Consider the following 24,969-nt stretch of genomic DNA (forward strand, 5'->3'; position numbering starts at 1 on the left):
TGCGCGGCAAACACCATCAGGAGAAACCATCATGAAACCCGTTAGCCGCGTGCTCGTGGTCAGCGACGATGTGACTTGGCAAGCCGAAGTGATGGCGGGCCTGGGGGCCGCCGCCGTGCGGTTGGAGAATCCGTTTGGCATGACTTTCGTCGCCGCCAACGCCACGGCGGAAACCATGGAGCTGCTTGCCCGCGACGGCGAAGTGCAGGTGGCGCTGGTGGACCGGCAGTTGAAGGGCGCCGCCAATGGCGAAGCGGCGGCGCAATTGGCTAACCGCATCAGCGATTTTCGTCCGGAAATCTCCCTGTATGTCTTCTTGCGGGACGACGACGAGCGGGCCTTGGTGGAGGAGTTGGCCAGCCATGCGGTGGACGGCTATTTCTACCGCGACGAAGCCGATTTCAACGGCTGGTTCCGCATTTTGTCGGCCGAACTGGCGGAAAAGTCCGCTACCCCTTTTTATGACCGGCTCAAACAGTATGTGCGGATGGCCAAGGATTCCTGGCATACGCCGGGCCATTCGGGCGGCGATTCGCTGAAGGGCAGCCCATGGGTGGGCGACTTCCACGATTTCGTCGGCGAACATCTGCTGCGCGCGGACTTGTCGGTGTCGGTGCCGATGCTGGATTCTCTGCTGCATCCCACCGGCGTCATCGCCGAGGCGCAGATGCTGGCGGCTAAGGCCTTTGGCGCGCGCAAGACCTATTTCGCGACCAACGGCACCTCCACATCCAATAAGGTGATTTTCCAGACGCTGCTGGCGCCGGGCGACAAGCTGCTGCTGGACCGCAACTGTCACAAGTCCGTGCATCACGGCGTGATCCTGTCCGGGGCGCGGCCGGTGTATCTGGACTCCTCGATCAACCGCCAGTACGGCATTTTCGGGCCGGTGCCGAAGACGACCATTTTCCAGGCCATAGACGAGAATCCGGACGCGCGGGTGCTAATCCTCACCTCCTGCACCTACGACGGACTGCGCTACGACCTGAAGCCCATCATCGAAGCCGCGCACGAAAAGGGCATCAAGGTGATCGTGGACGAGGCCTGGTACGGCTTCGCCCGTTTCCACCCCGCGTTCCGGCCGACCGCGCTGGAGTCCGGAGCCGATTATGTGACGCAAAGCACGCACAAGGTGCTGTCGGCGTTCTCGCAGGCCAGCATGATCCACGTCACCGACCCGCGCTTCGACGAGCATTTGTTCCGAGAGAACTTCAACATGCACGCGTCCACCAGCCCACAGTACAACCTGATCGCCAGCCTGGACGTGGCGCGCAAGCAGGCGGTGATGGAAGGCTACCGCCTGCTGGACCGCACCTTGAAGCTGGCGCAGGAGCTGAGGGAGAAGATCAACTCCACCGGCGCCTTCCGTGTGCTGGAGCTGAATGATCTATTGCCGGAAGAGATGCGCGAGGACGGCATTCTGCTGGACCCCACCAAGCTGACGGTCGATTTCAGCCGTTCCGGCTTCACCGCCGACGAGCTGCAGCAGGCGCTGTTCGAGCGCTACAACATCCAGGTGGAGAAGTCGACCTTCAGCACCATCACGCTGCTGCTGACCATAGGCACCACCCGCAGCAAATTGTCCCGGCTGTACGACGCGATGCTGCGGCTGGCTAAGGAAAACCGTCCGCCCCGCGCCTTGGGGCGGATGCCGGAAATTCCGCGCTTCACCCGCCTGGCCTGCCTGCCGCGCGACGCCTTCTACGAGGCGGGAGAGCGTTTGCCGCTGCTGGACGACGACGGACGGCCCAATGCCGCGCTGAGCGGACGGGTGTGCTGCGACCAGATTGTGCCGTATCCGCCCGGCATTCCAGTGCTGGTGCCGGGGCAGGTGATAGACGACACCATATTGGCTTATCTCGCTCGTTTGCAAAAAACGCAAAAAACCATAGAAATGCATGGTTTGGCCGAAGATGGCGGGGAATTCTACGTGCGGGTGCTGCGGCCGGAGGAATGGGCGGAGCTGCCGGGGCGGAGCCTGTTCAACTGAGTGCTTGTCAGACAGGGCGATTTCCGATAAATATAACAAATGTCGCATTTCTGTAAAACATGCCTGTGTGCTTATGGGGGTGCGGCATTTGTAAAGTGACTTGAGACCAGCGTGTAGTAATGTGCCGTTGCGCATGAAATCACCTCTTGGTGTTGCACGCGCAACGGCCTCTTTTTTTGATTGGAGCATCATGACGTCCGTAAGGCATTACCTGCAGTTCAGCGACCTCACTCCCGACGAGTACCACCATCTCTTCGCGCGCAGCCAGGTCCTGAAGCGACGACAAAGCGCCGGCGAGCTGTACCGGCCGCTGGTCGGCAAGGTGATGTCCATGGTGTTCGAAAAGAATTCCACGCGCACCCGCGTCTCGTTCGAGGCCGGCATGGCGCAGCTGGGCGGCCACGCGATGTTTCTGGATACCAAGAGCTCGCAGATCGGCCGCGGCGAGCCTATCGAGGACACCGCGCGCGTGCTGTCCAGGATGAGCGACATCATCATGATCCGCACTTTCGAGCAGGGCGTGGTGGAGCGTTTGGCCGCCCACTCGCGGGTGCCGGTGATCAACGGTCTGACCAATGAGTACCACCCGTGCCAGGTGTTGGCCGATATTTTCACCTATGTCGAGCGGCATGGCTCGATCAAGGGCAAGACCGTGGCCTGGATAGGCGACGGCAACAATGTGTGCCGCACCTGGCTGCAGGCCGCGCGACTGCTCGGCTTCAAGCTGAAGGTGGCCTCGCCGCTGGGTTACGAGCTGGCGGCGCTCGATGGCCATCATTACGGCCCGGATGTGCTGGAGCTGACCCAGGATCCCGTGCGCGCCGTGCAGGGCGCAGACATCGTCACCACCGACGTGTTCACCAGCATGGGTTACGAGGCCGAGCAAACGGCGCGGCGCGAGGCTTTTGCCGGCTATCAGGTGACGGCGGCGCTGATGCAGCACGCCAAGCCCAACGCCTTGTTCATGCACTGCCTGCCGGCCCACCGCGGAGAGGAAGTAGCGGCCGAGGTGATAGATGGCCCGCAGAGCGTGGTGTGGGACGAAGCGGAAAACCGCATGCACGTCCAAAAAGCCTTGATCGAATTCCTGCTGTTGGGACGCAACCAGGACTGAGGTCCTCCCTTCGGCGCATAGGCAAATAATTTAGTGGAAAGAGAAGCAATGTCTGACATCAAAAAAGTGGTTTTGGCGTACTCCGGCGGTCTGGATACCTCAGTGATCCTCAAGTGGCTGCAAGACGAATACCAGTGCGAAGTGGTGACCTTCACCGCCGATATCGGCCAGGGCGAGGAGGTGGAGCCGGCGCGGCAAAAGGCGGTGTCGCTGGGCATCCAGCCGGAGAACATCTTCATTGAGGATCTACGCGAGGAGTTTGTGCGCGACTTCGTGTTCCCGATGTTCCGCGCCAATACCATCTATGAAGGCGAGTACCTGCTAGGCACCTCCATCGCCCGTCCGTTGATCGCCAAGCGCCAGATCGAGATCGCCAACCAGGTCGGCGCCGACGCGGTGTCGCACGGGGCCACCGGCAAGGGCAACGACCAGGTGCGCTTCGAGTTGGGCTATTACGCGCTGAAGCCGGATGTGAAAGTGATCGCGCCGTGGCGCGAGTGGGATTTGCTGTCGCGCGAAAAACTGCTGGCTTATGCCGAAACCCACGGCATCGACATCAGCAAGAAGAAAAACGGCGGCAGCCCGTACTCTATGGACGCCAATCTGCTTCACATTTCCTACGAAGGCACGGTGCTGGAAGATCCGGCGCAGGAGCCGGAAGAAGACATGTGGCTGTGGTCGGTCAGCCCGGAGAACGCGCCGGATCAGGCCGAGTACGTGGAGCTGGAATACCGCAAGGGCGACATCGTCGCTGTCAACGGCCAGGCGCTGAGCCCGGCCGCGGTGCTGACCGAGCTCAATCGCCTGGGCAACCAGCACGGCATCGGCCGGCTGGACATCGTCGAGAACCGCTATGTCGGCATGAAGTCGCGCGGCTGCTATGAAACCCCGGGCGGCACCATCATGCTGAAGGCTCACCGCGCCATCGAGTCCATCACCCTGGACCGCGAAGTGGCCCACCTGAAGGACGAGCTGATGCCGAAATACGCGCAGCTGATCTACACCGGCTACTGGTGGAGCCCGGAGCGCGCGATGCTGCAGCAGATGATAGACGCCTCGCAGGCCACGGTGAACGGCTGGGTGCGGCTGAAGCTGTACAAGGGCAATGTCATCGTCGTCGGCCGCGAATCGAAAACCGACTCGCTGTTCGACCCGACCATCGCCACCTTCGACGAAGACGGCGGCGCTTACAATCATGCCGACGCGGCCGGCTTCATCCGCTTGAACGCCTTGCGGATGCGCATTGCCGCCAATGCGCGCAGCAAGCGCAGCTGATACAATTCATCCATACCGTTGACATGGCGGCCAGGCGGCCGCCATTTTTCATAGTCCGCAGAGCAAACCAGGCTTGTGTTTTGTGAAGCGGATAAGGAATGACAAAGTGTCCGAAGAGCAATTCACCGATATTTCGATGGCGGTTTGTCTGACCGGATTGATTCTGTTCATGGGCTTCATCATCTGGGACCTGGGCAAGAAATCCAAGGCAGGCAAGCTGGGCATTTTCGTGCTGTTTTTGGCGCTCGGCTTCGGCGTGACGGGCTTTATCTTCAAGACCGTGCTGGTGGAATTCTTGTTGAAGAAATAGCCAGGCGGCGCGGCGGTTTTGCCGTCGCGCCGTTTGTCTGCATTGCGCTTATTGTTGAATCTGGCCCAGGTAGTCCATCTTGCCCAGCGGCACGCCGTTATGACGCAGAATGGCGTAGGCCGCCGTGATGTGGAAATAGAAATTGGGCAGCGCAAAGCCGCACAGATAGTCCTGGCCCTGGAAGCGCAATTCGTTGCCGCGCACTTTAAGGGTCACCTCCCGGTTTTCGCTGCCGTCCAGCTGCGTTTGGGAGATGCGCTCAATGAAGGCGCGGGTTTGGGCCAGACGCTGCAGCAGTGCGTCAAAGCTTTTTTCCTCGTCGGCGTAGCTAGGGGCTGTTGACGTTTGGTGAGTGGATCGCGTTTGCGCCGATTTGGGCCGGAAGCAAGACGCACAGTCCGCCGCATAGTCATTCTATGCAAGGACTGGGCAACACGGCTTCCGGACCAAAGCGGCCAAACCCGCAGGGCCGGGCGCCTTTCGCGCCGACTCTTCGTTGTTCCGCGCTGGCAGAGAATGAAATGCGGCGCGCGAAACGCCTCGATTCGTCGCAAAACGCATCCCGGCGCGACCGCTCACCAAACGTCAACAGCCCCTCGGCACCTCAATGCCGGCCAGTCGGGCGGCGCAGCCCTTGGCGGTGTCGCTGACAATCTGCACTTGGCGCAACAGCGGAAACATGTCCGGCGCCAGCCTTGCTTGCAAAAACACTTCAGGCGCGATGTTGCGCGCGGCGGCGTCCTGCTCCGCCTTGCGCAGGATGGCGGATAGATTGTCCAGTCCGCGCAGCAGGACCGGAATGGAAGCCTGGTAAACGTTGAAAGTCATCTCTCGCTCCTTTGCTAACCGGCGCAAAGCCGGCAGTTTGTCAGCGCGCCAGGATCAGGCGCAGGCCCAAGGCGATGAAAATGCTGCCTGCGACGCGGTCCAGCCATTGGCTCGCCTTGCGGCTTCTGGCCAGCCACTGGCCGGCATGGCCGGAAAAGTAGCCCAACGCGCCGAAGATGACGGCGCCCTGCAGCGTGAACACGGTGCCGAGGATGGCGGTCTGCAGGCCGGCCGGACCCTGCGCCGGATTGACGAATTGCGGCAGGAAGGCCAGGAAGAACAACACCACCTTGGGGTTGATGGCGTTGGCGATCAGGCCGCGGCGGAAGGTGGCGGCCAACGAGCTCTGCTGCCCGGCCAGCTGGCCATCGGCGCGGAAGCTGGCGCCGGGGCTGCGGATGGCGCCCCAGCCCAGATAAACCAGATAAGCACCGCCGGCGATTTTCAGCGCGGTGAAAGCCAGCGGCGACGCGGCGATCAGCGCGCTGATGCCCAGCGCCGCCAGCAGCGTGTGATTCAGGCAACCGAGGGCGCAGCCGAGTCCGAAGGCCATGCCTTGGCGGCGTCCGCGCGAAATGCCCTGGCTCAGGACCATCAGGTTGTCCGGGCCGGGCGAGAGAGTGATCAGCATGGCTGCGGCCAGGAAGGCGGCCAGTTGCGGCAGGGTCACGAGCATGTTTTGTCTTGGAGCAAGATGGACTTGAATGCTCCATAACACCACGCGGCGAGGCGGTTTGGCAATGCCTGCGCGGGTGACAAGCCGGCGGCGCGCTACTAGAATTCTGCTGGTTCCATATGAGGATAGTTTTATGCCGTCTTTTGATGTCGTTTCCGAAGTAAACAAGGTGGAAGTGCGCAACGCGCTGGATCAGGCCAATAAGGAGGTCTCCACCCGATACGATTTCAAGGGCAGCGATGCCCGCATCGAATTCAACGACAAGGAAGTGACGCTGTACGCCGACACCGAATTCCAGCTGGACCAGGTCAACGACATCCTGGTCAGCAAGCTGTCCAAGCGCGCCGTCGACGTGCGCAGCCTGGACTACGGCAAGCTGGAAAAGGTATCCGGCAACAAGGTCAAGAAAGTGCTGAAGATCAAAGAAGGCCTGGACAGCGATCTGGCGAAGAAAATCGTCAAGCTGCTGAAGGATTCCAAGATGAAAGTGCAGGCCAGCATCCAAGGCGAGGCGGTGCGGGTGTCCGGCGCCAAGCGCGACGTGCTGCAAGAGGCCATCGCGCTGCTGAAGAAGGATATCGCCAACGATCTGGAAAACGGCGCGCCGCTGCAGTTCAACAACTTCCGCGACTAAGCCCTAGGCGGCACGCGTGCGAAGAAAAAGGAGACCGAATGGTCTCCTTTTTTGCGTAGCGGCCGCCGCTTAACGTGGATTGGCGCGCCAAGCCTGCAGTTCATCCCACACCTGGGCGGCGTGCGCCTCGACGCCGGCTGGCGCGGGCGGCAGCGGCAGCCTGCATTCGCCGACAGCCAGGCCCAGGGCGCGCAGCATCGCCTTCACCGACATCGAGTACACCGAATCGTCGGTGTTGGAATAGGCATAGGACGGCATCAACGCGGCGTTGATGGCGCGGGCGCGGGCCACATCCCCTCGCTCGAAGGCGGCGATCATGGCGGCGAATTCAGGCCCGGTCCAGTGAGTGGATGTGCCGACCACGCCTACGGCGCCGACGGCCAGCAGGGGTAGGGTCAGCGCGTCGTCGCCGGAGTAGAGCTCGAAATGATCGCCGGCTTCGGCCACCAAGCGGGCCGCGGCGGCCGGGTCGCCGGTGGCGTCTTTGAAGGCGACGATATTGTCTACTTCGCGGAATAGCCGGATCAGCACGTCGTGGCCGATGCGGCGGCCGGTGCGGCCGGGGACGTCGTAGATCATCACCGGCAGCCGGGTGGCGGCGGCTAGCGCGCGGAAGTGGGCCTCGATGCCGGCCTGCGGCGGGCGGTTGTAGTACGGAGAGACCAGGAACGCGCCGGCGGCGCCGGCCGCCTCGGCCCGGGCGGTCATCGCCAGCGCGTGGCGGGTGTCGTTGCTGCCGGTGCCTGCCAGCACAGGGATGGTCACTGCGTCGCTGACCGCGCGGATCAGGTCGAAGCGCTCGGCGTCGTCCAGCGTGGGCGCCTCGCCGGTGGTGGCGGCCAGCACCAGCGCGTCGCTGCCGTTATCCGCCAGGTGGCGCGCCAGCGCGCGCGCCGCGTCGAGGTTGAGCCGGCCGTCGTCGTCGAACGGCGTCACCATCGCGGTCAGCACCTTGCCCCAGTGTTTTGCCATGTCAGCCCCTTTTTATTTTTGCGTGAAGACAGGCAGGGATGATACTCCTCGCCCCTGGGCGCGGGAACCCGCGGCGCTTACCAAAGCTTGGGATCCAGCTCCTTGATGCGCTGTTCGGTGCGCTCGATCTTGCAGTCGAGGAAGACGGCGTTGCGGATGCTGCCGTCGATGTAAATCTGGTACTTGGTGTTGCAATCGGCGTCGCGGAAAGCGATCCATTTGCGCTGCGCCTGGATCAGCAGCGCGGACGGTTTGTCCTTGGCGCCGCCCTGGGTTTCGTCGGCGCGCAGTTTCTGCAGCAGCGCGCGGTAGCGTTCGTTGAGCAGCTTGTCGCGGCCGTCGAACTGCTTTTGCTTGCAGTCGTTGATTTCCAGCGTGTTGTTGCCGTTCTGGCAGGGATCGTCTTCGGCCAGGGCGGCATGGCTGGCGAACAGCGCCAGCAGGGCGAGGAGGCAGGGCTTCATCGCGAAACTCCTTGTTGGGGTGAAGGCTTGCGATTATAGCCCGCCGGCACTGTAGTTCAGGCGCGCAGCCAGCCGGGCAGCAGGCGCTCCGCCGGCAAGGTGCCCAGCGCCGCGCCGCCCACGATCATGGCGATCGCGATGGCGGCGCTGCCGTTGAGCGCGGCTTGGCCGGAGGCGACCAGCATCAGCGTGGACAGCAGCGGGGTGGCGTTGCCCAGCGCGCCGGTCTGGCGCGGGTCGCCCAGCTGCATCGCGCGGTTCCAGCACAGGAAGGCGGCGCCCATGGGCAGCAGGCCCAGCACCGCGATGATCAGCCATTGCATGGCGGAGGGATGGGCGGCCGGCTCGGTGGCGAAATGCAGGCCCAGGGCCAGCAGGCCGGAGGCGAAGCAGTAGCCGCCGACCGCGTTGTCGGAGCTGGCCGGCAGGCGGCGGGTGAACAGGCTGTAAGTGGCCCACACCACGGCGGCGCCCAGCGCCATCAAATAACCGGGCAGAGCATCCACAGAAAGTGACAACTTGCCGCCGGTGACGATCAGCGCCGCGCCGGCGAAGCCGATCAGGCTGCCCAGGATGTGATTGGCGCCGAGGCGGGTGCCGGGCAGCAGCAGCGGCGACAGCAGCACCATCAGCAGCGGCCAGACGTAGCTGAGCACGGTGGCTTCCATCACCGGCGCCAGGCGGTAGGCGTTGAACAGGAAAAAGTAGAAACCGAAGATGCCGTACACGCCGTTGGCGAACACTTTAAGCGGCACTTTCCATTCTCCGGCGCGGCGCACGGTCAGCAAGCTGCCGAGGATCAGGCCCACGCCGGCGACGAAGAACGGCGGCAAGCTGTGGGTGAGCGCGCTGAGCGTGGCCACGGAGGCCCACATGGCGATGGCGGCAAACGCGTAAAGCATCGGCTTGTTCATGATTGTCATCCAGCGAAATTATTTTATATGGAGATATTTTACGCGGAACGATGTAATGTAAACCAGTTGTTACATCAAGCCGGCATCATTTCCGTTCCGGGCATAACGGCAAGCATTGACGATGCGTTGCGTCAGGTAGGGAAATGGATTGTGTCGCTCCTGCCAGTCCGGTTTTGGGCTGGGCGGCTGATGGGCATGCAAAGCCATTCGCTCATGTTCGGACGGCGCGCTTGCGCGCTGGGCAAAGCCGCGTCCAGGCAGCCGGATTGATCTGTGTCAGGCACTGGCCATTCGGGCTGGCGGAGCGCTTGCGGCCGGTGAATAGGTCTACTGTATTGAAGCATGGGTTGCGCGCGATCCTGCGTCGCAGCCGCCAATAATGCGGGAGGCAGACCATGAGCAGCATGAAGGCAACGGTATTCGTCGGACCCGGCAGGGTAGAGCTGAGGGAGAAGCCGATTCCAGCGGTCGGTCCCGGCGACGCGCTGGTGAAAATCACCACCACCACCATCTGCGGCACCGACGTGCACATCCTGAAAGGCGAGTATCCGGTGGCGTCCGGCTTGACCATAGGCCATGAGCCGGTGGGCGTGATCGAGAAGCTGGGCGCCAACGTCAAAGGTTATCGAGAAGGGCAGCGGGTGATCGCGGGAGCGATTTGTCCCAGCTTCACTTCTTATGGCTGCCAGGACGGCTATCCATCGCAGGATGGCGGCTGCGAATGCCATGGCTACAAGCCCATGGGCGGCTGGCGCTTCGGCAATACCATAGACGGCACCCAGGCCGAGTACGTGCTGGTGCCGGACGCACAGGCGAACCTGGCGCCGATTCCGGACGGGCTAAGCGACGAGCAGGTGCTGATGTGTCCGGACATCATGTCCACCGGCTTCGCCGGCGCGGAGGCGGCCAATATCAGGATAGGCGACGTGGTGGTGGTGTTCGCGCAGGGACCGATAGGCTTGTGCGCGGTGGCCGGCGCGCGTTTGCGCGGCGCGTCTTGCATCATCGCGGTGGATGGCCTGGACGAGCGGCTGGGCATATCGCGCCAGTTGGGCGCGGATGTGACGCTGAATTTCCGCCAGGTGGATGTGGTATCGGAAATCATGAAGCTGACCGGCGGCCGCGGCGTCGACGCCTCCATCGAGGCATTGGGCACCCAGGGCACGTTCGAGTCGGCGCTGCGCGTGCTGAAGCCGGGCGGGACCTTGTCCAGCCTGGGGGTTTACTCCACCGATCTGAAGATTCCGCTGGACGCGTTCAATGCCGGCCTGGGCGACAAGCGCATCGTGTCCTCGCTATGCCCCGGCGGCAAGGAGAGGATGCGGCGGCTGATGAACGTGCTGGAGAGCCAGCGGCTGGACCTGTCGCCGCTGGTCACGCATCGCTACAAGCTGGACCAGATCGTCGAAGCCTACGACTTGTTCTCGCATCAGCGCGACGGCGTGCTGAAGGTGGCGATCCAGCTTTTTTAGCCCGCTTCTCCTGCCGGATCAGCCAGTCTGGCCCGGCTCCAGCAGCTCCACGCCATCGGTCTCCGACAGGGTCAGATAGACGGTGGCTTGCAGCGCTTCCACTGTGTGCGGGACATGGGCGTCGATGAACAGATGGTCGCCCTTGTTCAGCACATGTTCGCCCACCTTCAGCTTGCCGGCGGTCACGAACACCTGTTCCGTACCTGGGTGTTGGTGCAAGGGCAGCTTGGCCCCTTTGGCCAGCTTCAGCAACGCCGATCCGCCTCCGTCCGGATTTCTGCGCAGCCAGACGAAATCTGCGCCGGGGTAGGGGGTGGGGCTCCAGTGCCAGTCGGATGAAGACGTCAGGATGGGGGCGGTATTGTCCATGGGCTTGGTTTTCCGGGTGATGACAGGGCGGGCATGACGCGTCGGCGGGCCGGATGATGCCGGGATGCGCGCGGCTCGCGTGAATGCCTGACGGCATTATCTCACGGATGGCGCCGGAAATTGTCAGCGGCAGGCCGGGCGGACAGGGGAAAGAGAAAAAGGGATGCCTTGGCATCCCTTTTTCGGTGGCGTGTGTTTTGCGTCGCGAACAAAGCTTCATTAGAGGGGCTGAGCCAGGGCGCGCCGACGCAGACAGCACACGTTGTACGGCAAGAAGTCGCAACACAGGATCAGGGAGCGCGGCTCTTATGCTCTTATAGTGCGTCCGCGGGCACGCGCACCCAGCCCTCCATCAAGACGCGGGCGCTGCGGCTCATGATGGCCTTGGTCACGGTCCATTCGCCATTGACCAATTTGGCTTCCGCCCCCACGCGCAGGGTGCCGGACGGGTGGCCGAAACGAACGGCCTGGCGTTTGCAGCCGCCCGCCGCCAGATTCACCAGGGTGCCGGGCACGGCTGCGGCGGCGCCGATGGCCACGGCCGCGGTGCCCATCATCGCATGGTGCAGCTTGCTCATGGACATGGCGCGCGCCAGCACATCGATGTCCGTGGCTTTGACCCGCTTGCCGCTGGATGCGGTGTAGTCGGAAGGCGGCGCAACGAAAGCGATCTTGGGCGTGTGCTGGCGGCTGGCGATCTGGTCCAGGTTCTGGATCAGCCCCATCTTCAGCGCGCCATAGGCGCGTATGGTTTCCAAGCGCGTCAGCGCGGCGTGATCGGCATTGATGGCATCCTGCAATTCCGTGCCGGTGTAGCCGATGTCGGCGGCGTTGACGAAGATGGTGGGGATGCCGGCATTGATCAGCGTGGCCGGGAAGCTGCCCACGCCGGGCACGTCCAGATGGTCCACCAGCTTGCCGGTGGGGAACATGGCTCCGCCGTCACCTTCCCCCTCGTCGGCGGGGTCGAGAAATTCCAGTTGCACCTCGGCGGCGGGGAAGGTCACGCCATCGAGTTCAAAGTCGCCGGTTTCCTGCACTTGGCCGCCGGAGATAGGCACATGCGCGATGATGGTTTTGCCGATATTGGCCTGCCAGATGCGCACGGTGCAGAAGCCGTCTGCCGGGATGCGCGCCGGGTCGATCAGACCGCTGGCGATCGCAAAAGGCCCGACCGCAGCGGACAGGTTGCCGCAGTTGCCGGTCCAGTCGACGAAGGCCTTGTCGATGCTGACCTGGCCGAACAGATAATCGACATCGTGATCTTGCCGCGCCGACTTGGACACGATGACGGTCTTGCTGGTGCTGGACGTGGCGCCGCCCATGCCGTCTATCTGCTTGCCGTACGGGTCCGGGCTGCCGATGACGCGCAAGAGCAGCCTGTCGCGCGCCGCGCCGGGCTGGCGGGCCGTCTCCGGCAGGTCTTGCAGCCGGAAGAATACGCCCTTGCTGGTGCCGCCGCGCATATAGGAGGCGGGGATGCGGATTTGTTTGGAGTCAGTCATGTATTTATCCTGTGTTACCCGCTGTCAGACGCGCGCCGCTTCCAGGAAATCCTGAGCAAAGCGCTGCAGCACGCCGCCTGCCTCGTAAATCGACACTTCTTCCGCCGTATCCAGCCTACAGGTCACCGGAACCTGCGCGGTCTCGCCGCCGCGGTGGTGGATCACCAGCGTCAGGTCGGCGCGCGGCCGGCGCTGGCCGATCACGTCGTAGGTCTCGGTGCCGTCCAGCTGCAGCGTCTTGCGGTTGACGCCAGGCTTGAACTCCAGCGGCAGCACGCCCATTCCAATCAAGTTGGTCCGGTGGATGCGCTCGAAACCTTCGGCGACGATGGCCTCGACGCCGGCCAGCCGCACGCCCTTGGCCGCCCAGTCGCGCGAGCTGCCCTGGCCGTAGTCGGCGCCGGCGACGATGATCAGCGGCTGCTTGCGGTCCATATAGGTTTCGATGGCTTCCCACATCCGCATCACCTTGCCGTCCGGCTCCACCCGGGCCAGCGAGCCTTTCTTCACCTCGCCGTCTACCACTGCCATCTCGTTCACCAGCTGCGGATTGGCAAAGGTGGCGCGCTGCGCGGTCAGGTGGTCGCCGCGGTGGGTGGCGTAGGAATTGAAGTCTTCCTCCGGCAAACCCATCTTGGCCAAGTATTCTCCGGCGGCGGAGTCCGGCAGGATGGCGTTGGACGGCGACAGGTGGTCGGTGGTGATATTGTCCGGCAGCAGCGCTAGCGGGCGCATGCCCTTGAGCGTGCGCGCGCCGGCTAGCGCGCCTTCCCAGTAAGGCGGGCGGCGGATGTAGGTGCTCTGCGGCCGCCAGGCGTACAAGGGGCTGGCCTTGGCGCTGTTGTCGCGATGGATGGCGAACATCGGCTCGTAGACCTGGCGGAACTGTTCCGGTTTGACGGACTGCTTCAGCACGGCGTCGATTTCTTCGTCGCTGGGCCAAATGTCTTTTAGACGGATTTCCTTGCCGTCTACTACGCCCAATACGTCTTTTTCGATGTCGAAGCGCATGGTGCCGGCGATGGCGTAGGCGATCACCAGCGGCGGGGAGGCGAGGAAGGCTTGCTTGGCGTAGGGGTGGATGCGGCCGTCGAAGTTGCGGTTGCCGGACAGCACCGCGGTCGCGTACAGATCGCGGTCTATGATTTCCTGCTGGATTTTCGGGTCCAGCGCGCCGGACATGCCGTTGCAGGTGGTGCAGGCGAAGGCGACGATGCCGAAGCCCAGCTTCTCCAGTTCGGACAGCAGGCCGGCTTCCTTCAGATACAGCTCCACCGCTTTGGAGCCGGGCGCCAGCGAAGACTTGACCCATGGCTTTCGCACGAGGCCCAGACGGTTGGCATTGCGCGCCAGCAGGCCGGCGGCGATCACGTTGCGCGGGTTGCTGGTGTTGGTGCAGCTGGTGATGGCGGCGATGATGACCGCGCCGTCCGGCAGCAGGCCCTGCGCTTCTTGCGCGCGGGCTTCGGCGAGGTTGCCGGCGATGCCGCGTTCGGCCAGGGCCGACACCGGCAGCCGCTTGTGCGGATTCGATGGGCCGGCCAGGTTGCGGGCGACGGTGGAGAGATCAAACTTCAGCACGCGCTCGTATTCGGCGGTCTTCAGGCTGTCCGCCCACAGGCCGGCGGTCTTGGCGTAGGCTTCCACCAGCTTGACTTGCTGATCGCTGCGGCCGGTCAGTTTCAAATAATCGATGGTTTGCGCATCGATGAAGAACAGCGCGGCGGTCGCGCCGTACTCGGGGGCCATGTTCGAGATGGTGGCGCGGTCGCCCAGGGTCAGCGCCGCCGCGCCTTCGCCGTAAAACTCCAGGTAGGCGCCGACGACCTTCTGCTGGCGCAGGAATTCGGTCAGCGCCAGCACCACGTCGGTGGCGGTGATGCCGGCCGCCGGCCTGCCGGACAGCTCGACGCCGACGATGTCCGGCAGCCGCATCCACGAGGCGCGGCCCAGCATCACGTTTTCCGCCTCCAGACCGCCGACGCCGACGGCGATCACGCCCAGCGCGTCCACGTGCGGCGTGTGGCTGTCGGTGCCGACGCAGGTGTCGGGGTAGGCTACGCCTTGGTCGGCGTGGATCACCGGGCTCATCTTCTCCAGGTTGATCTGGTGCATGATGCCGTTGCCGGCCGGGATCACGTCCACATTGTCGAAGGCGGACTTGGTCCACTCGATGAAGTGGAAGCGGTCCTCGTTGCGGCGGTCTTCGATGGCGCGGTTTTTCTCGAAAGCCTGCGGGGCGAAGCCGCCGCATTCCACCGCCAGCGAGTGGTCGACGATCAATTGCACCGGCACCACCGGATTGACCTGGGACGGGTCGCCGCCTTGGTCGGCGATGGCGTCGCGCAGGCCGGCCAGGTCCACCAGCGCGGTCTGGCCCAGGATGTCGTGGCAGACCACGCGCGCCGGGAACCACGGAAAGTCGCGCTCGCGCTTACGGTAGACGATCTGTTCCAGGCATTCGGCCAGCATGGCCGGATCGCAGCGGCGAACCAGGTTCTCGGCGTGGATGCGGCCGGTATAGGGAAGTTTGTCCCAGGCGCCGGGCTGGATGGCTTCCACGGCGGCGCGGGCGTCGAAATAGTCTAGCCCGGTGCCGGGCAGGGCGGTGCGGTATTGGAGGTTCATGTCTGTCTTTCGCTCAGTCGCGGCCGCTGTCGGGCAGCCGTTGCAGAAAGTCGCTGTAATGCAGGGTGAAGCCTTGCTCGTCGACGAGGATGTCGGCGGCGAAGCCGGGGGATTCGTAGCGGTAGCAGGGCATGCCGTCGTGGTCCGGCAGGCGGGTGTAGCGCTGCGGGCAGATGGCCGGCGTCAATGACGGCAGGCGCACGAACAGCATAGACAGCTCGACGCTGTCGCCGATGCCCAGTTTCAAGCGGCGGATGGGGAAGGCGTTGGTCAGGCCGCAGGACTGCAGGTCCAGCTCCTGGCAGCCATCCCAGGTCGGCTGCGCCTGGCCGTTGATCAGCCAGCGGCCGCTTTCTGTGTGCTGCAGCGTCAGTTGACTGGGTTCGGGCGCGGAAACATCGATGTGGGCATGGCTGAGCCTGCCGTGGTGGTCCAGCTGCATCCGGTAACGCAGGCTGGCGCCGCTGTCGGCATGCAGCAGGCTGCCGCTGGCGGACAATGAGAGGCCGGCGCCGGTTTCGATTTCCGCCTGCTCCAGTCCCGGGCAGTCCAGGCGCTGCCAGAACAACATTTGCTTCATTTACTGCTCCAGTATGGCCGACGCGGCCGGGCGGCCGCGTCGCTTGCTGCTTGCCTCAGCGTTTTTCCAGCGGAATGAAAACCTGATCCTCCGGCCCGATGTAATTGGCTGACGGGCGGATGATCTTGCCGTCCTGGCGCTGCTCAATCACGTGGGCCGCCCAGCCGCTGGTGCGGGAGATCACGAACAGTGGGGTAAACATGGCGGTGGGCACGCCCATCGCGTGGTAGCTGACGGCGGAGAACCAGTCCAGGTTCGGGAACATCTTTTTGATGTCCCACATCACGCTTTCCAGGCGCTCGGCGATATCGAACATTTTCATGTCGCTATTGCTCTTGGACAGCTGGCGCGCCACTTCCTTGATGACCTTGTTGCGCGGATCGGAAATCGTATAAACGGGGTGGCCGAAGCCGATCACCACTTCTTTCTTCTCGACGCGGGCGCGGATGTCGGCTTCCGCTTCGTCCGGATTTTCATAGCGCTGCTGGATTTCAAACGCCACTTCGTTGGCGCCGCCGTGTTTGGGGCCGCGCAGCGCGCCGATGGCGCCGGTGATGGCGCTGTACATGTCGGAGCCGGTGCCGGCGATGACGCGGGCGGTGAAGGTGGAGGCGTTGAATTCGTGTTCGGCGTAGAGGTTCAGCGAGGTGTGCATCGCGCGCACCCACTCGTAGGACGGCTTGACGCCGTGCAGCAGGTGCAGGAAGTGGCCGCCTATGCTGTCGTCGTCGGTTTCCACCTCGATGCGCTTGCCGTTGTGGCTGTAGTGGTACCAGTAGAGCAGAATGGAGCCGAATGAGGCCATCAGGCGGTCGGCGATGTCTCGCGCGCCGGCCAGATTGTGGTCGTCCTTCTCGGGCAGCGCGCAACCCAGCGCCGAGGCGCCGCTGCGCATCACATCCATCGGATGGGCGCTGGCCGGCAGCGCTTCCAGCACGGCCTTGACCGAGGCGGGCAGGCCGCGCAGCGACTTCAGCTTCTTCTTGTAGCCAGCGAGCTCCGCCTTGTTGGGCAGCTTGCCGTGCACCAGCAGGTAGGCCACTTCCTCGAATTCGCAATGGCCGGCGATGTCCAGGATGTCATAGCCGCGATAGTGCAGATCGTTGCCGCTGCGGCCGACGGTGCACAGCGCGGTATTGCCGGCGGCCACGCCGGACAGCGCCACGGATTTCTTCGGTTTGCCGGTTAGTACCACTTCAGTCATGCAATTTCTCCTTTGTCAGACTTGGGGCGATGCCGCTGCCTTGATTGTTATTGCTTGCCGGCGGCGAACAGCTGATCCAGTTTCTTTTCGTATTCGTGGTAGCCCAGGTGGTCGTACAGCTGCATCCGGGTTTGCATCTTGTCCAGCACGGCCTGCTGCGTGCCGTCGCGACGGATCGCGCCGTATACTTCCAGCGCGGCCTGGCTCATCGCGCGGAAGGCCGATAGCGGGTACAGCACCAGGCTGACGCCGTTCTCGGCCAGTTCTTCCGTGGTGTAGAGCGGCGTGGCGCCGAATTCGGTGATATTGGCCAGCACCGGCACCTTTACTACTTCGGCGAAGCGCTTGTACATGGCCAGATCGGTCATCGCCTCCGGGAAGATCATGTCGGCGCCGGCTTCCACGCAGGCCACCGCGCGCTCGATGGCGGCGTCCAAGCCCTCCACCGCCAGGGCGTCGGTGCGGGCCATGATGACGAAGCTGTCGTCGTGGCGGGCGTCGGCGGCGGCTTTGATGCGGTCCACCATTTCATCTTGCGGCACGATGGCCTTATTGGGGCGGTGGCCGCAGCGTTTTTGCAGAACCTGATCTTCAATGTGCACGGCCGCCACGCCGGCCTTCTCCAGGCTGCGCACCGCGCGGGCGATGTTGAAGGCGCCGCCCCAGCCGGTGTCGATGTCCACCAGCAGCGGCAGGTCGGTGATGTCGGTGATGCGGCGCGCGTCGATCAGCACGTCTTCCAGCGTGGTGATGCCAAGGTCCGGAATGCCGCAGGACGCAGCGGCGACGCCCCCGCCGGACAGGTATAAGGCCTTGAAACCTGAGTGTTCGGCCAAAAGTGCGGCATAGGCATTGATCGCGCCTACTACTTGCAACGGTTTTTCAGTGGCCACGGCCTGGCGGAATCGCTGCCCGGGAGTGCTCATTGGATGCTCCTGACGATGGATATGAATTAGCAGCCTGTCATTCAAGCAAGTGCTTGGTTGGAGTGTAAAGGCTCTAGAAAATACTGGCAATAGTTGACATTTGGATGTTCAAGTTTTGGCCCGGGGATGATATGTTTCGCATCGTCCTCGATATTGGGAACTCAAGGCGAAGCCTGTGGTCTAGATCACAGTCCACGTAACGACCACATAAAACAGTGGGCAAACCAGGGAGCATAACAACGACATGAGTGATCGGGATATCGATCAACAGTTGGTGGAACGTGCCCAGCGAGGTGAAAAAAGAGCTTTCGATCTGCTTGTTGCCAAGTATCAGCGACGTCTCGCCAGGCTGTTGTCGCGTTTTATCCGCGACGGTTCGGACATCGAGGATGTGACGCAGGAAGCTTTTATCAAAGCGTATCGTGCTTTGCCGTCTTTCCGAGGTGAGAGCGCGTTTTACACGTGGCTGTACAGGATAGGCATCAATACGGCCAAGAATTTCCTCAGCGCCAACGGGCGACGCCCGGTGGTGAACAGCGAGATCGAGGACGAGGACGGCGAGAGCTTCGACATGGCGTCGCAGATCCCGGACATGAACACGCCCGAAACCGAGCTGATGAACAAGGAAATTCTGGCGACGGTCAATGCCGCCGTGGAAGCCTTGCCGGAGGAGTTGCGTACCGCCATTACCCTCAGGGAAATGGAGGGGTTGTCCTACGACGAGATCGCTACGGTGATGGATTGTCCGATAGGCACTGTGCGTTCGCGGATTTTCCGCGCTCGCGAGGCGATTGCTGCTGAACTGCGGCCTCTGCTGGATACGGCCAAGAACAGAAGGTGGTAAGTATGAAAGAAACGATTTCCGCGCTGATTGACGGCGAACTGGACGAGCCCCTGGTCAATAAGGCCATTGCTTCGATCGCCGACGACAAAGACCTGGATGCGGCCTGGGAACAATATCATCTGATCGGCGATGCGATGCGCGCCAACCGGCTGGCCTCGCTCGACGTGCGCGCCAAGGTGGCCGAGCGTCTGGCGGCTGAGCCCACCGTGCTGGCGCCGCGCCGTTGGATGCGGCCGCAGCGCGCCAAAACCGCGGGCGCCGTGGCGCTGGCCGCCAGCGTCAGCTTCGCCGCAGTGGTGGGCTGGCAGCAGCTCAGCCATCGTCAGGCCGCGCCGTCCGTCATCGCCGATCGCGGCGTGCCGGTGCAGATGGCGCAGCCGGCTCAGTTCGAGCAGGATGACCCGTACGTGCTGGCTCACCAGGAGGTGACCGCGGATCAAGGCGTGATGCGGGTATCTTACGGAAACGGAGTTCGCCACTGATGCGTGTCGTACCCCTGATTGGTGTGTTGATGTTCGGGGCCGCCTGTGCGGCCCACGCCGAGGATGACATGCAGCTGTTGCGCAAGGTTGGCAATGCCAGCCGGCAGCAGGCTTTGGACGGCACCTATCTGCATCAGATGAATGGCATGCTGGAAACCTTCCGCCTGGTGCGCCAGGGACAGGGCGACAATGTCCGCGAGAAGCGCACGTCGCTGGACGGTTCGCCGCGCGAGGTGGTGAGAAGCGGCGGCGAGCTGACTTGCTACGCGCAGGACAAGCGCGCGCTGATGGCCTGCAAGATCAGCGCGATGCGGCTGTTCCCGGCCTTGCTGCCTGACGATGTCGACGATATCGCCCGCTCCTATGTGCTTAAGCGCACCGGCACGGATCGAGTGGCGCAGCGAGACTGCCAGTGGCTGGATCTTCAGCCGCGCGATCCGCAGCGCTACACCATGCGCATGTGCGTCGAGCCGACTACCTATCTGCCCTTGAAGATGATCACCCTGTCGCCGCGCGGCGACTCGGTGGAGCAATTCACCTTCACCGAGATTGAGCTGGCCGGCGTCAAAGACAAGCGGGCCTATCGCGCCAAGCTGCCGCAGAAGTTCCTGCTGCGTTCGGCCAAGGCGCCGACGGGCGCGGATCCGTCGATTTCGCAAAATGAAATCACCGGTTTGCCGCAAGGCTTCCGCCTGTTGCGTTCTGCTGAGCGGGTGTTGCCTGGCACCGGCGCCAAGCCGGTGCGTCATCTGGTGCTGTCCGATGGGTTGGTGATGCTGTCGGTGTTCGTCGAGCCGCCGCCGCCGGAAAACGCGCGGATGGAGCGGGTGGGCAATCTGCATGGCGCGATCAATATGGCCACCAGCTATCAGGGCGATATGCAGCTGACCGCGGTGGGCGATATGCCGCAAACGGCGATGATGGCGCTGCTCAAGGGCATGCATCTCAATGCCAAGAGCGAGTGAACCGGGCGAGACGATTGGGATCGGCCACTTTTTCTCTCTTGGGGGAAGAGTGGCCCGCAGTGACCGACGCGGTTGTTCTTCCGCGTCGATGAGAATAGAGGAGGGGTGATGCCGGCCGCCAGGCTTGTATTTCCTGTCTGTTCGTTTCAATAGCCGGCGCTCGCCGGCGTATTCAATCCACAACACAGCAAAAAGATGGAGCGCACATGTCGATCAAAAAGCTGATCGTTTCCGCCATGCTGGCGGCATCGGTGCTGACTGCCGCGGTTCCCGTCGCCATGGCGGCGGATCTGCCGGATTTCAGCGCTATTGTTGAAACCGAAGGCAAGGCCGTGGTCAATATCAGCACCACGTCCACAGTCAAGGAAGTGTCGTCCGGCTTGCCGGAAGGCATGGAGGGCGACCCGTTCTTCGAATTCTTCCGCCGTTTCGCGCCGCCGCGCATGCAAGAGCGCCAGGAAAGCTCGCTCGGCTCCGGCTTTATCATCTCCGCTGACGGTTATGTGCTGACTAATGCCCATGTGGTGGCCCGCGCCGACAAGATCACCGTCAAATTGACCGACAAGCGCGAATTCCAGGCCAAGGTCATCGGCTCAGATGCCCGTTCCGACGTGGCCTTGCTGAAGATAGAGGCCGCCAACCTGCCGGTGGCCCGCCTGGGGAATGCCAAGGATGTGAAGGTGGGGCAGTGGGTGCTGGCCATCGGCTCGCCTTTCGGCTTTGAAAACACCGCCACATCGGGCATTGTTTCCGGCAAGAATCGCATGTTGCCGGACGAGAGCGCGGTGCAGTTCATCCAGACCGACGCCGCGGTCAATCCCGGCAACTCCGGCGGCCCGCTGTTCAACATGAAGGGCGAGGTGATCGGCGTCAATTCGCAGATCTATAGCCGTTCCGGCGGCTTCATGGGCATCTCTTTCGCCATTCCGATCGATACCGCGATGAATGTGGCGGATCAATTGAAGGCAAAGGGCAAGGTGACCCGCAGCCGCATCGGCGTGGTGATCCAGGAGCTGAGCAAGGAACTGGCGGCCTCGTTTGGCCTGGCCAAGCCCAGCGGTGCGCTGATCAATGCGCTGGATCCGAAAGGCCCGGCGCAGAAGGCGGGGCTGAAGGCTGGCGACATCATCCTTAAGGTCAATGGCCAGGAAGTGAATTCCGGCGGCGATCTGCAACGCCTGATCAGCGACATGCCGCCTGGCAAGCCGCTGGCGCTGGATATCTGGCGCAACCGCGCGCCGGCGAGCGTGCGCGTGGTGCCGGAGGAGTTGAAGGAAGAGGACTCCCGCATCGCCCAGCGCGAATACCGCAAGCCTGGCGCGCAGGGTGAGCAGAGCCTGGCGCAGATCGGCCTGCGTCTGCAGGAATTGACGCCGATGCAGCTGAAGCAGGCCGGCATCGACTATGGCCTGCTGGTGCGCGCGGCCAATGGCGCGGCGATGCGCGCCGGCATTCAGCCCGGCGACGTCATCGTCGGCGTCGGCAGCGAGCCGCTGCAGAGCTTCGCCCAGTTGAAGAAGGCGCTGGAGCAAGTGAAGAAGGGCGGCACCGTGGCATTGCAGGTGATGCGCCAGGGGCAGGTGCAGTTTGTGCCGCTGACTGTGGGCGACGCGCAGTGAAGCTGACGCTTTACTTCCGCGAATACTGCAGCCTGTGCCATCAGATGCTGGCGGAGCTTGCGCCCTGGCGCGAGCGCCACGGCTTTGAGCTGGAAGTGCTGGATGTCGATGCCGATCCGGCGCTGGAGGCCCGCTTCAATGAGCTGGTGCCGGTGCTGATGGATGGCGAGACCGAAATCTGCCACTGGCATCTCGATGCGACGAAGTTGGCTGCACACTTGGGCGAAATCGGCTAAAATCCGCGCCAGTGTGAGTCAAACCGGGGGCGCGCAGGACGCGCCCCCGCTTGCTGATCGGCTTCCGGCAGCCGTCGGACCCGAGCGGGTCCCCCGGAAGGGCCATCCGTCAGCAGCCCCGGGCACGCTTGCGTGCCCTTATCTTTTGCTGGAAACCGATGAAGAACATCCGAAATTTTTCGATCATTGCCCATATCGACCACGGTAAATCCACCCTGGCCGACCGTTTCATTCAATTCTGTGGCGGCCTCGAGCTGCGCGAAATGAGCGCCCAGGTGCTCGACTCGATGGATATCGAGAAGGAACGCGGCATCACCATCAAGGCGCAGACTGCCGCCTTGCAGTACAAGGCCCGCAATGGCGAGGTTTACCATCTGAACCTAATCGACACCCCGGGACACGTGGACTTCAGCTACGAAGTGTCGCGTTCTCTGTCCGCCTGCGAAGGCGCGCTTTTGGTGGTGGATGCGTCGCAGGGCGTGGAAGCCCAGACCGTGGCCAACTGCTACACCGCCATCGAGCTGGGCGTGGAAGTGGTGCCGGTGCTGAACAAGATCGACCTGCCAGCCGCCGACCCCGAACGCATCTCCCAGGAAATCGAGGACATCATCGGCATCGAGGCCGTGGACGCCGTGCGCGCTTCGGCCAAGTCCGGCATCGGCATCGAGGACATCCTGGAAGAGGTGGTCAACAAGATTCCGCCGCCGCAGGGCAATCCGGACGGCCCGCTGAAGGCGCTGATCGTCGATTCCTGGTTCGACAACTATGTCGGCGTGGTGATGCTGGTGCGCGTCATCGACGGCTCGCTGAAGCCCAAGGACAAGATCAAGTTCATGGCCACCGGCGCCGAGCATCTGTGCGAGCAGGTGGGCGTGTTCACGCCGAAGTCGGTGCAGCGCCCGAGCCTGAACGCAGGCGAAGTCGGCTTTGTCATTGCCGGCATCAAGGAGCTGAAATCGGCCAAGGTGGGCGATACCATTACTCTGGTGAGCAATCCGGCCGCTGAAGCCCTGCCGGGCTTCAAGGACGTGCAGTCGCAGGTGTTCGCCGGCCTGTATCCGGTGGAGAGCCACGATTACGAAGCATTGCGCGACGCGCTGGAAAAACTGCAGCTGAACGACGCCTCGCTGAAGTACGAGCCGGAAGTGTCGCAGGCGCTGGGCTTCGGCTTCCGTTGCGGCTTCCTCGGCCTCCTGCATCTGGAGATCGTACAGGAGCGCCTGGAGCGCGAGTTCGACATGGACCTGATCACCACCGCGCCGACGGTGAACTACGAAGTGGTGATGAAGGACGGCACGGTGGAAGTGGTGTCCAACCCGTCGCGCATGCCGGAAGCCGGCAAGTACGACGAATTGCGCGAACCCATCATCACCTCCACCATCCTGGTGCCGCAGGACTATGTCGGCGCGGTGATGACGCTGTGCAACCAGAAGCGCGGCGTGCAGCGCAATATGCAGTACATGGGCCGCCAGGTGATGTTGACTTACGACCTGCCGATGAACGAAGTGGTGATGGACTTCTTCGACAAGCTGAAGTCCACCAGCCGCGGCTACGCCTCGCTGGACTACGAATTCAAGGAATTCCAGAGCGCCGATCTGGTCAAGCTGGACGTGCTGGTCAACGGCGAGAAGGTGGACGCGTTGTCTCTGATCGTGCACCGCGCTTCCAGCGTGTATCGCGGCCGCGAGCTGGTGTCCAAGATGCGCGAGCTGATCCCGCGCCAGATGTTCGACATCGCCGTGCAGGCGGCCATCGGCGGCCACATCATCGCCCGCGAAACCGTCAAGGCGCTGCGCAAGAACGTGCTGGCCAAGTGCTACGGCGGCGACATCACGCGTAAGAAGAAACTGTTGGAAAAGCAAAAAGCCGGCAAGAAACGCATGAAACAGGTCGGCAACGTGGAAATCCCGCAAGAGGCTTTCCTTGCCATTCTTCAAGTAGGGGATAAATAAGTGGGCGGAAACTTGTACTGGGTATTCGTCGCTCTGGCCGCGATCGGCGCCATGCTGATCGTGCTGGGCGGCAAGAAGCAGGAAGGGGCGGCCGATTGGCCGCAGTCCGTGCAGTGGGGCTATCTGGCGCTGGTGATCGGCGGCTTCGGCTTCCTCTCCAACTACATGAGCTTCACCGCCGTGATGCTGGTGTTCGTGCTGATCACTGGCGTGGTGTGGGCGCTGGACAAGTGGCTGCTGGCTAAGAAGCGCGCCGCCAGCGGCGCCGAGGCCGGCCATTTCGTGGATTACTCCCGCGGCTTCTTCCCGGTGATCCTGGTGGTGTTCGTGCTGCGCTCCTTCCTGGTGGAGCCGTTCCAGATTCCGTCCAGCTCGATGCGGCCGGGCCTGGTCGTCGGCGACTTCATCCTGGTCAATAAATTCGCCTATGGCATCCGCGTGCCGGTGCTCAATAATGTATTGATCCCTGTGGGGCAGGTGCAGCACGGCGACGTGGTGGTGTTCAACTACCCGCCGAACCCCAAGATCAATTACATCAAGCGGGTGATCGGCCTGCCGGGCGATACCGTCGAGTACCGCAACAAGCGCCTGACCGTCAACGGCAAGCCGCTGACCGATGTGCAGGACGGCACCTACGATTACCTGGAAAAGGAGCTGGGCCTGCAACAGATCACGGCTGATCAGTTCCGCGAAAGCCAGAACGGCAAGCAGTACAAGGTGCTGAATAATGCGGGCACGCCGGTAGTGGCGCTGAGCCAGGTGCAGGACTTCCCGTACCGCGACAATTGCCGCTACGATGACGATGGCTTTGTCTGCAAAGTGCCGCAGGGCAATTACTTCATGATGGGCGACAACCGCGACAATAGTTCCGACGGCCGCTACTGGGGCTTCGTCAAGGATGATCTGATGGTGGGCAAGGCCTTCATGATCTGGATGAACTTCGGCAACCTGTCGCGCATCGGCAGCAAAATTCAATAAGCTACAGGCCGCGCTGGCCGCAGCGGGAGATT

24 protein-coding genes and 1 pseudogene are annotated in these 24,969 nt (G+C 62.9%); 13 read left to right on the forward strand and 12 right to left on the reverse strand.

What is annotated here, in order from left to right:
- Positions 1–31 precede the first annotated feature (31 nt).
- The 4 genes from BI343_RS15790 to BI343_RS15805 all read left to right on the forward strand — a co-directional run bounded on the left by BI343_RS15790 (position 32) and on the right by BI343_RS15805 (position 4,689).
- The gene (locus BI343_RS15790) at positions 32–1,990 is read left to right on the forward strand and encodes an aminotransferase class I/II-fold pyridoxal phosphate-dependent enzyme (RefSeq protein WP_071110417.1); all 1,959 of its coding nucleotides are present in this window, start codon (positions 32–34) and stop codon (positions 1,988–1,990) included.
- Positions 1,991–2,180: 190 nt separating this feature from the next.
- On the forward strand, positions 2,181–3,104 hold the full coding sequence (gene argF / locus BI343_RS15795; protein WP_071110418.1) for an ornithine carbamoyltransferase: 924 nt from the start codon (positions 2,181–2,183) through the stop codon (positions 3,102–3,104).
- Between the two features lie 48 nt (positions 3,105–3,152).
- Positions 3,153–4,379, forward strand: a complete 1,227-nt coding sequence (locus tag BI343_RS15800; protein WP_071110419.1) for an argininosuccinate synthase — start codon at positions 3,153–3,155, stop codon at positions 4,377–4,379.
- A gap of 136 nt (positions 4,380–4,515) precedes the next feature.
- Positions 4,516–4,689: a DUF2788 domain-containing protein gene (locus tag BI343_RS15805; protein WP_390861589.1), complete on the forward strand. Its 174-nt coding sequence runs from the start codon at positions 4,516–4,518 to the stop codon at positions 4,687–4,689.
- 48 nt (positions 4,690–4,737) lie between these two features.
- Here the strand turns inward: BI343_RS15805 and BI343_RS19430 are convergent.
- The 3 genes and pseudogenes from BI343_RS19430 to BI343_RS15815 all read right to left on the reverse strand — a co-directional run.
- Positions 4,738–5,031 (reverse strand): annotated as a pseudogene (locus tag BI343_RS19430) (DUF1993 family protein); the annotation flags it as partial.
- 243 nt (positions 5,032–5,274) lie between these two features.
- Positions 5,275–5,517, reverse strand: a complete 243-nt coding sequence (locus BI343_RS15810) for a DUF1993 family protein (protein ID WP_083341016.1) — start codon at positions 5,515–5,517, stop codon at positions 5,275–5,277.
- A 40-nt stretch (positions 5,518–5,557) separates the two neighbouring features.
- The gene (locus tag BI343_RS15815; RefSeq protein WP_071110420.1) at positions 5,558–6,193 is read right to left on the reverse strand and encodes a LysE family translocator; all 636 of its coding nucleotides are present in this window, start codon (positions 6,191–6,193) and stop codon (positions 5,558–5,560) included.
- 133 nt (positions 6,194–6,326) lie between these two features.
- Here BI343_RS15815 and BI343_RS15820 point away from each other — a divergent pair, with 133 nt between their 5' ends.
- The gene (locus BI343_RS15820) at positions 6,327–6,827 is read left to right on the forward strand and encodes a YajQ family cyclic di-GMP-binding protein (protein ID WP_043626294.1); all 501 of its coding nucleotides are present in this window, start codon (positions 6,327–6,329) and stop codon (positions 6,825–6,827) included.
- A gap of 69 nt (positions 6,828–6,896) precedes the next feature.
- Here BI343_RS15820 and dapA read toward each other — a convergent pair whose 3' ends face one another.
- The 3 genes from dapA to BI343_RS15835 form a co-directional block, all read right to left on the reverse strand.
- On the reverse strand, positions 6,897–7,799 hold the full coding sequence (gene dapA, locus BI343_RS15825; RefSeq protein ID WP_071110421.1) for a 4-hydroxy-tetrahydrodipicolinate synthase: 903 nt from the start codon (positions 7,797–7,799) through the stop codon (positions 6,897–6,899).
- Positions 7,800–7,876: 77 nt separating this feature from the next.
- Positions 7,877–8,263, reverse strand: coding sequence for a lysozyme inhibitor LprI family protein (locus BI343_RS15830; RefSeq protein ID WP_071110422.1), 387 nt, complete (start codon positions 8,261–8,263; stop codon positions 7,877–7,879).
- Between the two features lie 56 nt (positions 8,264–8,319).
- On the reverse strand, positions 8,320–9,177 hold the full coding sequence (locus tag BI343_RS15835; protein ID WP_071110423.1) for a DMT family transporter: 858 nt from the start codon (positions 9,175–9,177) through the stop codon (positions 8,320–8,322).
- Between the two features lie 395 nt (positions 9,178–9,572).
- Here BI343_RS15835 and BI343_RS15845 point away from each other — a divergent pair, with 395 nt between their 5' ends.
- Positions 9,573–10,649: an NAD(P)-dependent alcohol dehydrogenase gene (locus BI343_RS15845; RefSeq protein WP_071110425.1), complete on the forward strand. Its 1,077-nt coding sequence runs from the start codon at positions 9,573–9,575 to the stop codon at positions 10,647–10,649.
- An 18-nt stretch (positions 10,650–10,667) separates the two neighbouring features.
- Here the strand turns inward: BI343_RS15845 and BI343_RS15850 are convergent, their stop codons facing one another.
- From BI343_RS15850 to prpB, 6 genes are all read right to left on the reverse strand, one after another.
- The gene (locus tag BI343_RS15850; protein WP_043626283.1) at positions 10,668–11,018 is read right to left on the reverse strand and encodes a cupin domain-containing protein; all 351 of its coding nucleotides are present in this window, start codon (positions 11,016–11,018) and stop codon (positions 10,668–10,670) included.
- Positions 11,019–11,332: 314 nt separating this feature from the next.
- Positions 11,333–12,523: a 2-methylaconitate cis-trans isomerase PrpF gene (gene prpF / locus BI343_RS15855; RefSeq protein ID WP_071110426.1), complete on the reverse strand. Its 1,191-nt coding sequence runs from the start codon at positions 12,521–12,523 to the stop codon at positions 11,333–11,335.
- 24 nt (positions 12,524–12,547) lie between these two features.
- Positions 12,548–15,151, reverse strand: a complete 2,604-nt coding sequence (gene acnD, locus BI343_RS15860; protein WP_071110427.1) for a Fe/S-dependent 2-methylisocitrate dehydratase AcnD — start codon at positions 15,149–15,151, stop codon at positions 12,548–12,550.
- A 13-nt stretch (positions 15,152–15,164) separates the two neighbouring features.
- A complete protein-coding gene (locus BI343_RS15865; RefSeq protein ID WP_071110428.1) occupies positions 15,165–15,731 on the reverse strand; it encodes a putative glycolipid-binding domain-containing protein in 567 nt (188 codons plus the stop codon).
- A gap of 55 nt (positions 15,732–15,786) precedes the next feature.
- A complete protein-coding gene (gene prpC / locus BI343_RS15870) occupies positions 15,787–16,935 on the reverse strand; it encodes a bifunctional 2-methylcitrate synthase/citrate synthase (RefSeq protein WP_071110429.1) in 1,149 nt (382 codons plus the stop codon).
- A 47-nt stretch (positions 16,936–16,982) separates the two neighbouring features.
- Entirely contained in the window at positions 16,983–17,861 is an 879-nt protein-coding gene (gene prpB, locus BI343_RS15875) for a methylisocitrate lyase (RefSeq protein WP_071110430.1), read from the reverse strand.
- A gap of 244 nt (positions 17,862–18,105) precedes the next feature.
- On the opposite strand from prpB, the gene rpoE reads away from it, so the two are divergent.
- The 7 genes from rpoE (at position 18,106) to lepB (ending at position 24,937) form a co-directional block, all read left to right on the forward strand.
- A complete protein-coding gene (rpoE, locus tag BI343_RS15880; RefSeq protein ID WP_043626269.1) occupies positions 18,106–18,705 on the forward strand; it encodes an RNA polymerase sigma factor RpoE in 600 nt (199 codons plus the stop codon).
- Positions 18,706–18,707: 2 nt separating this feature from the next.
- The gene (locus BI343_RS15885; RefSeq protein ID WP_043626267.1) at positions 18,708–19,187 is read left to right on the forward strand and encodes a sigma-E factor negative regulatory protein; all 480 of its coding nucleotides are present in this window, start codon (positions 18,708–18,710) and stop codon (positions 19,185–19,187) included.
- Positions 19,187–20,152, forward strand: coding sequence for a MucB/RseB C-terminal domain-containing protein (locus tag BI343_RS15890; protein ID WP_071110431.1), 966 nt, complete (start codon positions 19,187–19,189; stop codon positions 20,150–20,152). The genes BI343_RS15885 and BI343_RS15890 overlap by 1 nt, the downstream gene beginning before the upstream one ends.
- 206 nt (positions 20,153–20,358) lie before the next feature.
- The gene (locus BI343_RS15895; RefSeq protein WP_071110432.1) at positions 20,359–21,771 is read left to right on the forward strand and encodes a DegQ family serine endoprotease; all 1,413 of its coding nucleotides are present in this window, start codon (positions 20,359–20,361) and stop codon (positions 21,769–21,771) included.
- Positions 21,768–22,007, forward strand: a complete 240-nt coding sequence (locus tag BI343_RS15900; RefSeq protein ID WP_043626260.1) for a glutaredoxin family protein — start codon at positions 21,768–21,770, stop codon at positions 22,005–22,007. Before BI343_RS15895 ends, BI343_RS15900 begins: the two co-directional genes overlap by 4 nt.
- 158 nt (positions 22,008–22,165) lie before the next feature.
- Positions 22,166–23,959 (forward strand): translation elongation factor 4, encoded by a 1,794-nt coding sequence (lepA, locus tag BI343_RS15905; RefSeq protein ID WP_071110433.1) that lies wholly within the window; start codon positions 22,166–22,168, stop codon positions 23,957–23,959.
- Entirely contained in the window at positions 23,960–24,937 is a 978-nt protein-coding gene (gene lepB, locus BI343_RS15910; protein WP_043626252.1) for a signal peptidase I, read from the forward strand.
- Positions 24,938–24,969: the final 32 nt, after the last annotated feature.

This window comes from Chromobacterium amazonense (genome assembly GCF_001855565.1).
Classification (GTDB): Bacteria; Pseudomonadota; Gammaproteobacteria; order Burkholderiales; family Chromobacteriaceae; genus Chromobacterium; species Chromobacterium amazonense.